The organism is Streptomyces hyaluromycini (assembly GCF_002217755.1).
GTDB lineage: Bacteria > Actinomycetota > Actinomycetes > Streptomycetales > Streptomycetaceae > Streptomyces > Streptomyces hyaluromycini.
In genome coordinates this window covers 94,886-109,395 of the sequence record NZ_BCFL01000030.1, presented here as the reverse complement: position 1 = coordinate 109,395, position 14,510 = coordinate 94,886, and the positions used below count along the sequence as shown (strand labels likewise).

General features: G+C 72.0%; 13 protein-coding genes. 9 read left to right on the top strand and 4 right to left on the bottom strand.

The features are described 5' to 3' along the window. Positions 1 to 126 precede the first annotated feature (126 nt). On the top strand, positions 127 to 1,203 hold the full coding sequence (locus tag SSP29_RS40840; RefSeq protein WP_089106010.1) for a mechanosensitive ion channel family protein: 1,077 nt from the start codon (positions 127 to 129) through the stop codon (positions 1,201 to 1,203). A 15-nt stretch (positions 1,204 to 1,218) separates the two neighbouring features. Here the strand turns inward: SSP29_RS40840 and SSP29_RS40835 are convergent, their stop codons facing one another. Then, the gene (locus SSP29_RS40835; RefSeq protein ID WP_089106009.1) at positions 1,219 to 2,802 is read right to left on the bottom strand and encodes a M1 family metallopeptidase; all 1,584 of its coding nucleotides are present in this window, start codon (positions 2,800 to 2,802) and stop codon (positions 1,219 to 1,221) included. Between the two features lie 224 nt (positions 2,803 to 3,026). Between SSP29_RS40835 and SSP29_RS40830 the strand changes: the two genes are divergently transcribed. After that, positions 3,027 to 5,243, top strand: coding sequence for an NADP-dependent isocitrate dehydrogenase (locus SSP29_RS40830; protein WP_089106008.1), 2,217 nt, complete (start codon positions 3,027 to 3,029; stop codon positions 5,241 to 5,243). Between the two features lie 73 nt (positions 5,244 to 5,316). Here the strand turns inward: SSP29_RS40830 and SSP29_RS40825 are convergent, their stop codons facing one another. Together SSP29_RS40825 and SSP29_RS40820 are read right to left on the bottom strand one after the other, a co-directional pair. Beyond that, on the bottom strand, positions 5,317 to 6,420 hold the full coding sequence (locus SSP29_RS40825; protein WP_089106007.1) for a DNA glycosylase AlkZ-like family protein: 1,104 nt from the start codon (positions 6,418 to 6,420) through the stop codon (positions 5,317 to 5,319). 312 nt (positions 6,421 to 6,732) lie between these two features. Then, a complete protein-coding gene (locus tag SSP29_RS40820) occupies positions 6,733 to 6,969 on the bottom strand; it encodes a Rossmann-fold NAD(P)-binding domain-containing protein (RefSeq protein ID WP_089106006.1) in 237 nt (78 codons plus the stop codon). 18 nt (positions 6,970 to 6,987) lie between these two features. Between SSP29_RS40820 and SSP29_RS40815 the strand changes: the two genes are divergently transcribed. The 3 genes from SSP29_RS40815 to SSP29_RS40805 all read left to right on the top strand — a co-directional run bounded on the left by SSP29_RS40815 (position 6,988) and on the right by SSP29_RS40805 (position 8,517). Further along, a complete protein-coding gene (locus SSP29_RS40815; protein WP_089106005.1) occupies positions 6,988 to 7,401 on the top strand; it encodes a TetR family transcriptional regulator in 414 nt (137 codons plus the stop codon). 272 nt (positions 7,402 to 7,673) lie between these two features. After that, the gene (locus SSP29_RS40810; protein ID WP_150135877.1) at positions 7,674 to 8,138 is read left to right on the top strand and encodes a hypothetical protein; all 465 of its coding nucleotides are present in this window, start codon (positions 7,674 to 7,676) and stop codon (positions 8,136 to 8,138) included. After that, positions 8,128 to 8,517, top strand: a complete 390-nt coding sequence (locus SSP29_RS40805; protein WP_089106003.1) for a hypothetical protein — start codon at positions 8,128 to 8,130, stop codon at positions 8,515 to 8,517. Before SSP29_RS40810 ends, SSP29_RS40805 begins: the two co-directional genes overlap by 11 nt. Here the strand turns inward: SSP29_RS40805 and SSP29_RS40800 are convergent. Next, entirely contained in the window at positions 8,484 to 9,008 is a 525-nt protein-coding gene (locus SSP29_RS40800) for a hypothetical protein (RefSeq protein ID WP_089106002.1), read from the bottom strand. The genes SSP29_RS40805 and SSP29_RS40800 overlap by 34 nt on opposite strands. A 598-nt stretch (positions 9,009 to 9,606) precedes the next feature. Here SSP29_RS40800 and SSP29_RS40795 point away from each other — a divergent pair. The 4 genes from SSP29_RS40795 to SSP29_RS40780 all read left to right on the top strand — a co-directional run bounded on the left by SSP29_RS40795 (position 9,607) and on the right by SSP29_RS40780 (position 14,384). Then, on the top strand, positions 9,607 to 10,971 hold the full coding sequence (locus SSP29_RS40795) for a bifunctional o-acetylhomoserine/o-acetylserine sulfhydrylase (RefSeq protein ID WP_089106001.1): 1,365 nt from the start codon (positions 9,607 to 9,609) through the stop codon (positions 10,969 to 10,971). Then, positions 10,968 to 12,119 carry a homoserine O-acetyltransferase MetX gene (metX, locus tag SSP29_RS40790; RefSeq protein WP_089106000.1) on the top strand — a complete coding sequence of 384 codons (1,152 nt, stop codon included), beginning with the start codon at positions 10,968 to 10,970 and terminating at the stop codon, positions 12,117 to 12,119. Before SSP29_RS40795 ends, metX begins: the two co-directional genes overlap by 4 nt. Positions 12,120 to 12,259: 140 nt before the next feature. Next, a complete protein-coding gene (locus SSP29_RS40785) occupies positions 12,260 to 13,051 on the top strand; it encodes an N-formylglutamate amidohydrolase (protein WP_089105999.1) in 792 nt (263 codons plus the stop codon). 58 nt (positions 13,052 to 13,109) lie between these two features. After that, entirely contained in the window at positions 13,110 to 14,384 is a 1,275-nt protein-coding gene (locus SSP29_RS40780) for a cytochrome P450 (protein ID WP_089105998.1), read from the top strand. Positions 14,385 to 14,510: the final 126 nt, after the last annotated feature.

Genomic DNA, 14,510 nt, shown 5'->3' with positions numbered 1-14,510 from the left:
ACGATCACTGCGCGACAGCCTGCCGCAGTGGCGAGGGGCAGCACAAGCGCACACGGGTGCGGCCGGTACGAACCTCCGTGCGGATACGGCAGGATGAGCGGTTGCACAATCGAATGGAGGTAACCGGTGAACCGAGCGCTCACCGTCGATGACCTGGTCCTGGCCGGAATCGCCCTCGCGGCGGGTCTGTTGCTGGCCTTTCTGTCGCGCGGGATGCTGCGCTGGCTGGCCAAGCACGCCAAGCGGACCCGCTGGAGCGGTGACGACGTCGTCGTGGACGCGCTGCGCACGGTGGTCCCGTGGGCGGCGATCGCGGGCGGTGCGGCCGCCGCGGCGGCGGTGCTGCCGCTGACGAGGACGGTCCAGCACCACACCGACCAGTGCCTGAAGGTGCTGCTCATCTTCGCGGTGACGGTGTCGGCGGCGCGGGTGATCGCCGGGCTGGTGCAGTCGGTCACCCAGTCCCGCTCCGGGGTCGCCGGTTCGGCCACGATCTTCGTGAACATCACCCGGGTGCTGGTCCTGGCGATCGGCTTCCTGGTGATGCTCCAGACGCTGGGCATCTCCATAGCGCCCCTGCTCACCGCCCTGGGCGTGGGCGGTCTCGCGGTCGCGCTCGCCCTCCAGGACACCCTGGCCAACCTCTTCGCGGGCATCCACATCCTCGCCTCCAAGACCGTCCAGCCGGGCGACTACATCCAGCTGAGCAGCGGCGAGGAGGGCTATGTCGTGGACATCAACTGGCGCCAGACGACCGTCCGCCAGCTCTCCAACAACCTGGTGGTCATCCCCAACGGCCAGCTGGCGAAGACCAACATGACCAACTACACGCGTCCCGAGCAGCAGTTGACGGTCCTGGTACAGGTGGGGGTGGGCTACGACAGCGACCTCGACCACGTCGAGCGGGTCACGCACGAGGTCATCGCCGAGACCATGACCGAGATCACCGGCGCGGTCCCGGACCACGAGCCGGCCATCCGCTTCCACACCTTCGGGGACTCGCGGATCGGCTTCACGGTGATCCTGGGCGTCGGCGAGTTCAGCGACCAGTTCCGGATCAAGCACGAGTTCGTCAAGCGCCTGCACCGCCGCTACCGCGAGGAGGGCATCCGCATCCCGGCTCCGGCCCGCACGGTGGCGCTCCAGCAGGGGGCCATGGTGATCCCGCAGCAGCGCACCGCGGAAGCGCCGGTCACCGACTAGCCCCCTGCCCGCTGCTCAGAGCGTGGCCGAGTTGTCGTGGTGGTGGCCGCCGCGCAGGCTGTGCGGGGCGGCGAGGGCCGGGGTCACCGGGGTGACCGTCCAGTCGGGGTGGTTGGGCATGCGCGGGGTCGTCGTGCCGTAGAGCCAGTCGCGGAGGAAGCCGGACAGATCCTGGCCGGTGACCTCCGTGGCCACCGCGATGTAGTCCTCCGTCGAGGCCGAACGGCGCCGGAAGCGGTCCAGGAAGGTGCGCTCGACCGTGTGGAAGGCGTCCTCGCCGACCAGCTCGCGGAGGGCGTACAGGACCAGGACGCCGCCGAGGTAGCGCTGGCTGTCGAAGAGGTCGACCTCGTTCGGGGCGGCGACCGGGCCCGAGTCATGGCGCCACTGGTCGCCGCGGGCGTAGGTGTCCTTCATCCGGGCCTCCATGGTGGTCAGGCCAAGCGAGTCCGGCCAGCCGCGTTCGTAGCGGTAGAGCAGCCCGTAGAAGTCGGCGTGGCCCTCGTTCAGCCAGAGGTCGGCCCAGGTGGCGGGGGAGACCAGGTTGCCAAAGTACGAGTGGACCAGCTCGTGCATCATGTGCGAGCCGATCTTCGGCTCCGCCTGGAGCAGGAAGTTCGGCTTGTACAAGGTCAGAGTCTGGGTCTCCAGTCCTGTGAAGTCGAAGGCGTTCGGGTCGTCGGAGTCGCAGGGCAGCAGGCCGTACGTCTCGAACGGGAAGGCGGCGCCGAGCCGGTCCTCCAGCCAGGCGACCTGGCCCGGGGTGAGGGCGAGCGCCGGCTCCAGGGCGGCGGCGCGGGCGGTGGGGACGACGTCGCGCAGCGGCAGACCGTGCGGGCCCGGCCGGTCCTTGATCACGTAGTCGCCGACGGTGATCTGGACGAGTTCGGTGGCGATCGGCGAGCGGGAGCGGTACGCGTACGCGGTCCGGTCGCCGGGGAGGTCCTCGACGCAGGTGAGCAGGCCGTTCGCGACGCCGCGCAGGCCGCTCGGGACGGTGATGCGGAAGGTGAAGTCCGCCTTGTCCGACGGATGGTCGTTGCACGGGAAGACGGTGTGCGCGGAGTTCGGCTGCGGGCAGATCGCGAAGCCGTCCGGGGTGGGCACCCAGGCGGTGTGCGGGAGGGTGCGGCGCGGGTCGGCCGTGTAGGTCACGCACACGGTGACGTCGGCCCGCTCGCACAGCGGCCGGGCCGGGGTGATCCGCAGCTTCTCGTCCGCCTGCTCGAAGGCGGCGTCCCGGCCGTCCACCCGTACGGCGGACACGTCCAGGCCCAGGGCGTCCAGGGAGAAGCGGGACAGGTCCTGGGTGGTGCGGATGCGCAGGGTCGCGGTGGCGTCGACCAGCAGGGTCGTGGCGTCGTACGCGAGGTCGAGGTCGTAGGCGAGGACCCGGTAGCCGTCGTTGCCGAGGGCCGGGTAGACGGGGTCGCCGAGGGTCTCCGGGCCCGGGGCCGGTGTGCTGCCCCCGGCCCTCGCGGCGCCGCTTTTCTCCCCCGCGGAGAAGGGACGCGCGAGGGCCGGGGCCCCCGTGGCCAGGACGGTCGCCGTGCCGAGCAGGGCGGCCGCCGGGGCCGTCACTCTGGTCCGATATCTCATGGTCCGCTTTCGCTCGGGCGGCCGGGTGGTCGGTCCGGCCGCCGGGTCGGTGGTGGCTCGTGTGGTGGCTCGTTTGTCATGACCACCCTTTTGACCGATCCGGTTGCCCGTCGTATGACAACCGGACAACCGGATCTTCCGAGTCGCGGACCCCTGTCGAGCATGGGTCGATCACGAGATATCTTGATGTCGAGCAATGTTGCAGACGTGGAGCGGAGCACCCGGTGACTGACTCGACCATCATCTACACCTACACAGACGAGGCCCCGGCCCTCGCGACGCACTCGTTCCTGCCGGTGATCCAGGCGTATGCCTCGCAGGCCGGTGTCGCCGTGGAGACCCGCGACATCTCGCTGGCCGGCCGCATCATCGCCCACTTCCCGGAGTACCTGAACGAGGACCAGCGCATCGCCGACGCCCTGGCCGAGCTGGGCGACCTCGCCAAGACGCCCGAGGCCAACATCGTCAAGCTGCCGAACATCTCGGCGTCGATCCCGCAGCTGAAGGCCGCTGTCGCCGAGCTCCAGGGCAAGGGCTACGCGCTGCCGGACTACCCGGACGACCCGAAGACGGACGAGGAGCGCGAGATCCGCGCCCGCTACGACAAGATCAAGGGTTCCGCCGTGAACCCGGTCCTGCGTGAGGGCAACTCGGACCGCCGCGCCCCCGCCTCGGTCAAGAACTACGCCAAGACCCACCCGCACCGCATGGGCGCCTGGACCTCCGAGTCCAAGACCAACGTCGCGACCATGGGCGAGAACGACTTCCGCTCCACCGAGAAGTCCGCGGTGATCTCCGAGGCCGGCGCGCTGAAGATCGAGCTGGTCGCCGAGGACGGCACCACCACCGTCCTCAGGGAGTCCGTACCGGTCCTCGCGGGCGAGGTCGTCGACGCCTCCGTGCTGCACGTGGCGCAGCTCAACGACTTCCTGGCCGCGCAGATCGCCCGTGCCAAGCAGGAGGGCGTCCTGTTCTCCGTGCACCTGAAGGCCACGATGATGAAGGTCTCCGACCCGATCATCTTCGGTCACGTGGTGCGCGTCTTCTTCCCGAAGACGTTCGCGAAGCACGGCGAGACGCTCAAGGCGGCCGGCCTGTCCCCCAACGACGGTCTGGGCGGCATCCTCAAGGGCCTGGAGAACCTGCCCGAGGGCGCCGAGATCAAGGCCTCCTTCGACGCCGAGATCGCCGAGGGCCCGGCCCTCGCCATGGTCGACTCCGACAAGGGCATCACCAACCTGCACGTGCCGTCGGACGTCATCGTCGACGCCTCGATGCCGGCCATGATCCGCACCTCCGGCCACATGTGGGGCCCGGACGGCCAGGAGGCCGACACCCTCGCCGTCATCCCGGACTCCTCCTACGCCGGTGTCTACCAGGCCGTGATCGAGGACTGCCGGGCCAACGGCGCCTTCGACCCGTCCACCATGGGCTCGGTCCCGAACGTGGGCCTGATGGCGCAGAAGGCCGAGGAGTACGGCTCCCACGACAAGACCTTCGAGATCGCCGCCGCCGGCACGGTCCGCCTGGTCGACGCGGCCGGCAACGTCGTGATCGAGCAGCCGGTCGCCGCCGGTGACATCTTCCGCGCCTGCCAGACCAAGGACGCGCCGATCAGGGACTGGGTGAAGCTGGCCGTCACCCGTGCCCGCGCCACCGGCGACCCGGCCGTCTTCTGGCTGGACGAGGGCCGTGCGCACGACGCGCAGCTGATCGCCAAGGTCGAGCAGTACCTGGCGGAGCACGACACCGAGGGCCTGGACATCCGGATCCTCTCCCCCGTCGAGGCGACCAAGCTGTCCGTGGAGCGCATCCGCCGCGGCGAGAACACCATCTCCGTCACCGGCAACGTGCTCCGTGACTACCTGACCGACCTCTTCCCGATCCTGGAGCTGGGCACCAGCGCCAAGATGCTGTCGGTCGTCCCGCTGATGGCGGGCGGCGGCCTGTTCGAGACGGGCGCCGGCGGCTCCGCGCCGAAGCACGTCCAGCAGCTGGTCAAGGAGAACTACCTGCGCTGGGACTCCCTCGGCGAGTTCTTCGCCCTGGTGCCGTCCTTCGAGCAGTACGCCGACTTCACCGGCAACGCCCGCGCCAAGGTCCTCGCCGACACCCTCGACCGCGCCACGGCGACCTTCCTCAACGAGGACAAGTCCCCGACCCGTCGCGTCGGCGGCATCGACAACCGCGGCAGCCACTTCTACCTGTCCCTGTACTGGGCGCAGGAGCTGGCCGCCCAGACCGACGACGCCGACCTGGCCAAGGCGTTCGCGCCGTTCGCCGAGTCGCTCGCCGCCGACGAGCAGAAGATCGTCGACGAGCTGCTCGCCGTCCAGGGCTCCCCGGCCGACATCGGCGGCTACTACCAGCCCGAGAAGGCCAAGGCGGACGCGGTCATGCGCCCGTCGGCCACCTGGAACGCGGCGCTCGCGGCCCTCTGAGCCGAAGCCGCCTCTCGAAGTCTCCGCCCCGGCAGGCACCCCGCCCGCCGGGGCGGAGCTCTGTCCGGCAGCCTCACTCCGGCAGCGTCGGTTCCAGGTCCAGCCAGCAGGCCAGGTCCTGTATCTCCTGCCCGATCTCGGCGCTCATGGCCTTGGTGAACGGCACGTCCTGGTGGACGGCGTCGACCCGCAGCCGCCCCGCCGTCCGGTCGGCTGTGGCGTCGAGCTTTCCGACCAGCCGGTCGCCGTACAGGATCGGCAGTGCGAAGTACCCCCAGCGGCGTTTGGCGGCCGGTTTGTACATCTCCAGCTGGTACTCGTACTCGAACAGCTCGGTCGTGCGCCTGCGGTCGTGGACGAGCCGGTCGAAGGGTGACAGGAGCGCCGCGCGTCCCTCGAAGGGAACGCCCAACCGGGCCGGATCGACCCGCCAGGTGCCCCGCACGCCCTCGACGACGGCCGGCTCGCCCGCCTCGCCGACGCCCACCGGTTCGACCGGGCACTCCGGGCCGCGGGTGCGGGCGATGCCGAGCGCGCGCAGCCGACGCTCGTCGCGGACGCGCAGGGCCTCCTCGACCGGGACGGGCGGTACGCCGGGGTAGACCCGGTCGGCGAGATCCCAGAGCCGGTCGCCGCCGGCGCGTCCGGCGACGGCGACCTCGCCGCGCTGGACCATCAGTTCCAGGAGTTTGGTGACGTTGCGGTTGTTGCTCCAGCCGCTCGACCGCCACGGCTCGGCGCAGGTGTCCGGCAGGGCCCGCGAGGGCAGCGGCCCCTCGGCGCCGAGCCGGGCGAGGATGTCCCGGCGGCAGGCGTCGTTGGCCGCCGCCCACGTCCGGTGGTACTCCCGCCAGGACGCCGGTGTCCCGCGCTCCGGCCACTCGGTCATCTCGGCGCGGTAGAGCGCGAGATCCTCGCCGGGACGGATCATCGCCTGCAGCTCCAGCAGCGTCCGCTTCTCCAGTGCCGCGGTCAACTCGGCGGGCGTGTACGACGATCCGAGCCGGCTCCACGCCACCAGGTCGGCGTTGGGGGCGACGGCGGCGGTCGGGTCGATCTGCAGCAGCGTCAGTCCGCGCACCACGTCGAGCAGACCGTCCGGCCGGGCGGCGTCGAGGAGTTGCGCCCGGACGGCGATACGGCGGGCGTCGGCACGCGAGAGCTGGTGGGCGGTCATGGTTCCGAGACTAGGCGCAGGGTCTGACAGTGCGGATGTACGTGGCCTCGCTCGGGGGTCCGGCTCGGGGTCCGGCTCCGGGGCCGACCGGCGCTTCGGCCGCAACCACCGGACCGCGGTGATCGACTCGGCCGGCCGTCACCCGGTCACGCAGTCGTCCGGGACGACGCCGGCCGGCGATGCGCATCGTCGCGCCGTCACGTCGTCGCGTCGTCACGTCGTCACGTCGTCGCGCCGTCGCGCCGTCGCGTCGTCACGTCGTCACGTCGTCACGTCGGGAACCTCCTCGCGCTGCGCCCTCAACCGGGTCGGTCACATGAAGTAGTGGCCCTGCTCGATGTCCTCGATGAGGCCGGCGTGGGTGGGCTTCCAGCCCAGGAGCTCCTGGGTGATGGTGCTGGAGGCGGGCATGTCGGTGCCGAGCAGGTGCACGAGCATGCCCTCGTACTCCGCGGCGGGCAGAGACCTGGCCGGCACGTTCAGCTGCCGGCCGATGGCCTCGGCGATCTCGCGGACGGGCACGCCTTCGTCGCCGACGGCGTTGAGCACCGCACCGGCGGCGAGGACGTGCTGGCCGGGCTGTTCGGCGACGCCATCCGCGGCGCCTCGCCGGATGCGACGCTCGCCGAGTGCCTGCAGGCCGCGTTCGCGGCCGCCGAGGTCGCGATGACCCCGCAGCAGCGGGCCAAGGCCGCCCAGCGCGTGCTGGTGGTGGCGGCGAACACCGAACTGCAGGAGCGGGGACTGCTCAAGCACGCCAGGATCGCCGGGGCGGTCAGCGCCGCCCTGCGCGCACGCGGCACGGACGAGCTGACCGCCCGGCTGGGGGCGGAAGTGGGGATGCTCGCCTTCAGAATCGCCGTCGAGCGCTGGCTGAAGTCGGACGAGGGCGAACCGTTCGCGCTCCATGCCGTAGCGGCCTTGAGCGAGCTGCGGACACGCGCGGCCGAGCTCGACTCCCGTCCCCGCCCTGCAGTCTGACGTCGGGGGCTGGATCTCCCCTGTTCGACCCGGTGTCGTCGCACCGGCACGTCGAGGTCCTCGACGGTGAACCGGGCAACGGTCCCTCCTCACAGATGTGGAAGGTCTTTCCGGTCGGGAAGGCCGCCCGGGTACGCCGGTGCGGATGTCTGCCCCATCCCGGCCGGCGGTCTCCTCGGCCAGGAACGCTCGGACGGCTTCGGGCGCCGCGTCAGCACAGTCATCAGGGGTTCCGCGCTGCGGTTGGCTAGATTGATCGAGTGTTCGAACGAGTGGGTACTGAACAGTCCGCGGCCCTGGACGCGCTCGCCCGGAAGGTCCGCAACGAGCTGGCGGCCGCGGGCCTTCCCGTGGTCGCGCCGGGGCTGGACCCGGTCCTGGCCGGCGGTGCCGAGGTGGACATCGACGACGGTGCCGACGCGGCGGGCGGCGTATTCGTGGCCTGGCAGGCAAGCCCTCGCCTGCGGGCCCGCGCGATGCGCGCCTTCAGGCTGAAGCAACTGGACGAGCCTGTCCTGCGGCATGCCAGTGCGGTCGGAGCCGCGATGATGCAGGCGATGGCCGCGGTCTTGGCCTCGGCGGGCTTCCGCGTCGAGGACGCGCACGACGACTACCGGCCGCAGCAGCTGCGGGTCCTCGCCGACCCGCCGTCCGGCCACTCCCCGGCGTGGTCGCTTCGCGACGACGAACTCACCCTGCCCGGATGGCAGGACGCTCCGGCCGGCGGTGCCGACTGAGGCGTCGACGGTCGTGTTGAATCGGCTGATGGACATGTCCTCCCGAGAGATCCGCGTGCCCCTCAGCGAGGTCGTCGCAGTGCTGCAGGACCTGAACGAGTTCGTCGTCTCCCTCGACCGACTCGGATCCCGCCAGACATCCGGAACCGCCGACGAGCACACCGTCGGCAGATTCATCGCCGACTGGGATGTCGCTCGGCGATTGGCCCGCGCCCGACGCGTCCTCAGCGTCGCGCTGGATGCACAACTGAGCAAGGAAGAAAGCGCCGAGATCGACACCCTGTGCGACCAGGGCCACTTCTACGGCACGGACAGCGCCCTCCGCCCCCGCCGCGCAGAGCGAAGTCACCCGGGCGTCGCGATCCGCGGTGAGGAATAGAGGAACTGGTCCTTGCCCAGGGGTTGTTCCTCGACCTGGCCACGCCATAGGAATACGCCGTGGCGCCGCTCCCAGAAGAACACGTACGCGCCCTTGACGATCCGCTCCGGCACGAAGAAGACCGCCCAACCGATGGCCCAGGGACTCCAGAGCAGGCCGAAAACCAGGGACGGCAGTCCGACGAGGACAACGAAGACTCCGTCAAAACTGCGGCGCCAGGACTCACGCGAGGCGGGGAGTATCGCCTCGGGGTCGGCCAGGGGGACTGCGCTCTCGAAATCGCGCTTCTCTCCGCCCAGCCACCTTGACCCGGTCGAAACCGCCAGCAGGCCGAAGAACGCGCTGGCCCCTGCAAAGTACAGCAAGAGAGCCACCTTGAAGGTGTCGACCTGCGGCAGCCCGCGCACGCCCAGGACCACAGGCACGGTGACGGCCATGGCGACCCCCGCCTCGACGACGGTTATCAATTGATGGTGAACGTAGCGCACCACGGCTTTCCCCCTCCGCCCGCACCCGCCCGGGATGGACACAGCACTCACTATGCACACCGTGCGCACCTCGGCAAGCCGCCCGCCCCGGCCATGCGCCCCACCCCACTTGATCGTCCGTTGCCGGGCCGCGGATCGGGTATCCACGGGCGACAGACCAGGCCGATCGCAACGATCACGCCGGAGGGGCGGTACGCCCGGACCTCCGTTTCCCGACCGAACGTCAGGAACGCGTCCAAGGCCGGCAGCCCTTGTGCCCGACATCCTCGACGACATGGACGTGGACCTCGTGAGACGTCCTCGCCGCCGTCACACCGGCCACACGGGGCGCCCGGCGTGACACACGTATGTCGTTCGTGAAGTCTGCGTGTCACGCGTGTCGCGTGGCTGGTCCGCGGTGACCCGCTGTGGTTCGCTCGACCCATGACGGTGCTTGTGACCCGGCGTCATGTCGACCACGTGCGTGTCACCACCACAGGGTGTCGCGCCGAGAGCTGACGCCCCGCTCCGGTCCTTCCCACGCCCTGTCCCGTTCCCCTGTTCTGCCGACGCGTGCCCGTACGCGCACGCCGTCCTGCCTTCCCGCACGAGGAGCAGCACCATGAGCCAGCCCATCGACTCCGTCACCGCCGGTCACACGCCCGAGGAGGCACCCGCCGGGCCCGACACCTCGGCCTGGTCGTTCGAGACCCGGCAGGTCCACGCCGGGGCCGCGCCGGACCCGACGACCGGCGCCCGGGCGACGCCGATCTACCAGACGACGTCGTTCGTGTTCCGGGACACGCAGCACGCCGCGGACCTGTTCTCGCTCGCCGAGCCCGGGAACATCTACACCCGCATCCACAACCCCACCCAGGACGTCTTCGAGCAGCGGATCGCCGCCCTGGAAGGCGGGGTCGCGGCGGTCGCGCTGTCGTCCGGGCAGGCCGCGGAGACCCTGGCGATCCTGACGCTGGCGGGCGCGGGCGACCACATCGTGTCGAGCACGTCCCTCTACGGCGGCACGTACAACCTGTTCCGGCACACGCTGCCGAGGTTCGGCATCGAGGTGTCCTTCGTGGACGACCCGGACGACGCCGAGGCCTGGCGGGCGGCCGTCCGCCCGAACACCAAGGCGCTGTTCGCGGAGACGCTGGGCAACCCCCGCGGCAACGTGCTCGACGTGCGGGCGGTCACGGACGTGGCGCACACGGCGGGCGTACCGCTGATCGTGGACAACACGGTCCCGACTCCCCACCTGCTGCGGCCCCTTGAGCACGGTGCGGACATCGTGGTGCACTCGGCGACCAAGTTCCTCGGCGGGCACGGCACGGCGATCGCGGGCGTGGTCGTCGACGGCGGCAGCTTCGACTTCGGCGCGCACTCCGACCGCTTCCCCGACTTCACCGAGCCCGACCCCAGCTACCACGGCCTGCGCTACTGGCCGGCGCTCGGCCCGGGCGCGTACGCGATCAAGCTACGGGTGCAGCTGCTGCGCGACCTCGGCCCGGCGCTCTCCCCGCACTCGGCGTTCCTGCTGCTGCAGGGCGTGGAGACGCTGAGCCTGCGGCTGGAGCGGCACTCGGCCAACGCCCAGGCGCTGGCCGAGTGGCTGGAGCAGCGCGACGAGGTCGCCGCCGTCCACTACCCGGGCCTGCCGTCCAGCCGCTGGTACGAGGCGGGGCAGAAGTACCTGCCGCGCGGCGCCGGCGCGATCGTCTCCTTCGAACTGCGGGACGGCATCGAGGCGGGCAAGCGGTTCGTGGACGCGGTCGAGCTGTTCAGCCACCTCGCCAACATCGGTGACGTCCGGAGCCTGATCATCCACCCGGCGTCCACCACCCACAGCCAGCTGGACGAGGAGCAGCTGGCGGCGACCGGGACCTCGCCGGGCCTGGTGCGGCTGTCCGTCGGCATCGAGAACCTCGCCGATCTCAAGGCCGACCTGGAGGCCGGATTCCGCGCCGCCAAGGGCGCGGCGTCCTGAACGCCGTACCGCATCACGAGGTTCCCCTCCCCCTTCCGCCGGTCCGCGGGGCCTGGCGGGAGGGGGATCCGCCGGGGCGTCGGCAGTGGTACGCGGCGGAGAAGCCGCTGCCGCTGGAGGCGGGCGGTGAACTTCCCGGCGTACGGCTGGCGTTCGAGACCTGGGGCCGGCTCGCCCCCGACGCCGCCAACGCCGTGCTCGTGCTGCACGCGCTCACCGGGGACAGCCATGCCGCCGGGCCCGCCGGGCCGGGGCATCCGACCGCCGGCTGGTGGGAGGGCGTGATCGGGCCGGGGCTGGCGCTGGACACCGACCGCTGGTTCGTCGTCGCCCCGAACGTCCTGGGCGGCTGTCAGGGCAGCACCGGTCCGGCCACGGAGCGGGCCGACGGGCGCGGGCCCTGGGGCGGTGCCTTTCCCTTCCTGACCCAGCGCGACCAGGTCGCCGCCGAGGCCGGGCTGGCCGACGCCCTGGGCATCGAGCGGTGGGCGCTCGTCGTCGGCGGCTCGATGGGCGGGATGCGGGCCGTGGAGTGGGCGGTGACATACCCGGAGCGGGCCGGGGCCCTGCTGCTGCTCGCCACGACGGCGGCGGCGAGCGCGGAGCAGATCGCGTGGTCGGCCGTCCAGCTCACCGCGATCCGCTCCGACCCCGACTGGCAGGGCGGCGACTACCACGGCACCGGGCGCGCCCCGGACACCGGGCTGGGCCTGGCCCGCCGGATCGCCCATGTCACCTACCGCAGCGAACCCGAGCTCGCGATCCGCTTCGGCCGGACCCCGCAGGGCGCCGAGAACCCCTTCGACGGCGGCCGCTACCAGGTCGAGTCGTACCTCGACCACCATGCCGCCAAGCTGGTGCGGCGGTTCGACGCGGGCAGTTACGTGGTGCTGTCGGAGGCGATGAACGCCCATGACGTCGGCCGCGACCGGGGCGGGGTGCGCGCGGCCCTCGGCCGGGTCACGGCCCGCACGCTGGTGGCGGGCGTGGACTCCGACCGTCTCTATCCGCCGGCCCAGCAGGCCGGGTTGGCGGCGCTGATCCCGTCCGCGGACCGGCTCCGGGTGATCGGGTCGCCGTACGGCCACGACGGCTTCCTGATCGAGACGGAACAGGTGGGCGCGCTGGTGCGGGAACTGCTCGGCTGAGGGCTCACCCCGGGCCGGCCGGCGGGGCGGACCGCCTCGATGCGCTCGCGGAGCGGTACGAGAACCGCCCCGCCCCGTCCGGCGTCGATGTGACATCTTGATCCCGCATCCTGCCCCTGCCAACGCCCCGGGAGCCGCCCGTGTCCCAGCCGTCGTACGCACTCCTGCCCGGCGCCGCCGGGTCGCCCGTGATCCTGCACGTGCCGCACTCGGCGCGGACGATCCCGGCCGGCGTCAGGGCGGGCATCGTGCTCGACGACGCCGGCCTGGAGCGGGAGCTGGACCACATCACGGACGCGCACACGGCGGAGCTCGCACAGGCCGCGGCCGCGCTGGCCGGGGTGACCCCCTGGCGGTTCGTCAACCGGCTGTCGCGGCTGGTCGTCGATCCCGAGCGGTTCCCGGACGAGCGGGAGGAGATGCTCGCCGCCGGGATGGGGGCCGTGTACACGCGGACCACGCACCGGGGTGTGCTGCGGGACGAGTCGTCCGACCACGGGCCTTTGGTCGAGCGGTACTTCCGGCCGTACGCCCGGGCGATGACGGAGGCCGTCGCCGGGCGGCTGGCCGCGACCGGGCGGGCCGTGGTGATCGACGTGCACTCCTATCCGAGCCGGGCGCTGCCCTACGAGCTGCACGGGGCGGGGCCGCGGCCGCCGGTGTGCCTGGGCACGGACGCCTTCCACACCCCGGCCGGGCTGACGGAGGCGGCCCGCACGGCCTTCGCGGGGTGCGGCGAGACGGCGCTGGACAGCCCGTTCGGCGGGACCTACGTGCCGCTGGAGTTCTACGGGACGGACGCGCGGGTCGCCGCACTGATGGTGGAGATCCGGCGGGACCTCTACATGACCGAGCCCGGCGGTCCGGCGGGCCCGGGAGCGGACCGGCTCGCCGCCGCCCTCGCCGCGCTCGTGGACGCGGCCGGCGGCTGACCCTCCGGCTGGAGCATTCCGGCAGGACACGGGGTGAGGGCCGTACGACCGTGGAGACATGACCACGGAGATCACCGCGCCCACGACCACGGAGACGACCGCGCCCGCGGCGACCGGGCCGCTCGCGCCCGTCTGCGAGGCCGCGCCGCCGGTGCGCGACTGGCCCGCGCTCGAACTGGAGGGCACGGACTTCGACCCGGTCCTCGCCGCCCTGATGACGGAAGGGCCGGTGACCCGGATCCGGCTGCCGTACGGCGAGGGCTGGGCGTGGCTCGCCACCCGGTACGAGGACGTCAGGACCGTCACCAACGATCCGCGGTTCAGCCGCGCCGAGGTCACCCGGCGCCAGGTGACCCGGCTGGCCCCGCACTTCAAGCCCCGGCCGGGCTCGCTGGCGTGGGCGGACCAGCCCGACCACAACCGGCTGCGCAAGCCGCTCGCCGGCGCCTTCACGGTCGGTGCGATGAAGCGGCTGCGGCCCCGGGCACAGGAGATCCTCGACGAACTGGTCGACGGGGTCGTGCGGGACGGGCCGCCCGCCGATCTGGTCGAGCGGGTCCTTGAGCCGTTCCCGATCACCGTGGTCAGCGAGGTGATGGGGGTGCCGGAGGCGGACCGGGACCGGGTGCACGCCTGGACCCGGCAGATCATCTCCACCTCGGGCGGGGTCGAGGCCGCCGGCGCGGCGAAGCAGGGGCTGTACGGGTGGATCACCGAGGCGGTACGCGCGCGTGCCGGCAGTCCGGGTGACGACGTGTACTCGCTGCTCGGGGTCGCGGTGGCCCGCGGCGAGATCGGCGAGGAGGAGGCCGTCGGGCTGGCCGGCCCGCTGCAGATCGGCGGCGAGGCGGTCACCCACAACTGCGGGCAGATGCTGTTCCTGATGCTGACGCGGCCGGAGCTGATGGCGCGGATGCGGGAGCGGCCGGCGGAGCGCGGGCCGGTCCTGGACGAGCTGCTGCGCTGGATTCCGCACCGCAGCACGGTGGGGCTCGCCCGGATCGCCCTGGCGGACGTCGAGCTGGCCGACGGCACCCGGATCACGGCCGGCGATCCGGTCTACGTCTCCTACCTCGCCGCCAACCGCGACCCGGCCGTCTTCCCCGGCCCGGACCGCATCGACCCGGACCGCGACCCCAACCCGCACCTCGCCTTCGGCCACGGTGCGCACTACTGCACGGGCGCGGTGCTGGCCCGGCTGCAGACCGAACTGCTGGTCGACACCCTCCTCGACCGGCTGCCGGGGCTGCGGCTCGCGGTGCCGGCCGAGGGGGTGGAGTGGCGCCGCAAGACGATGATCCGGGGGCCGCGGATGCTGCCGGCCGCCTGGTGACCGGCGGCCGGACCGGACACAGACCGCCGAGCGCGTCGCACCGGCCGTCCGGCCGCTCCGCAACCGTGTGAAGTCCCGCTGCGGCCAGGAGGCCCGGGCGCGAGCCGCGGACCGGCAGCGGGGCTT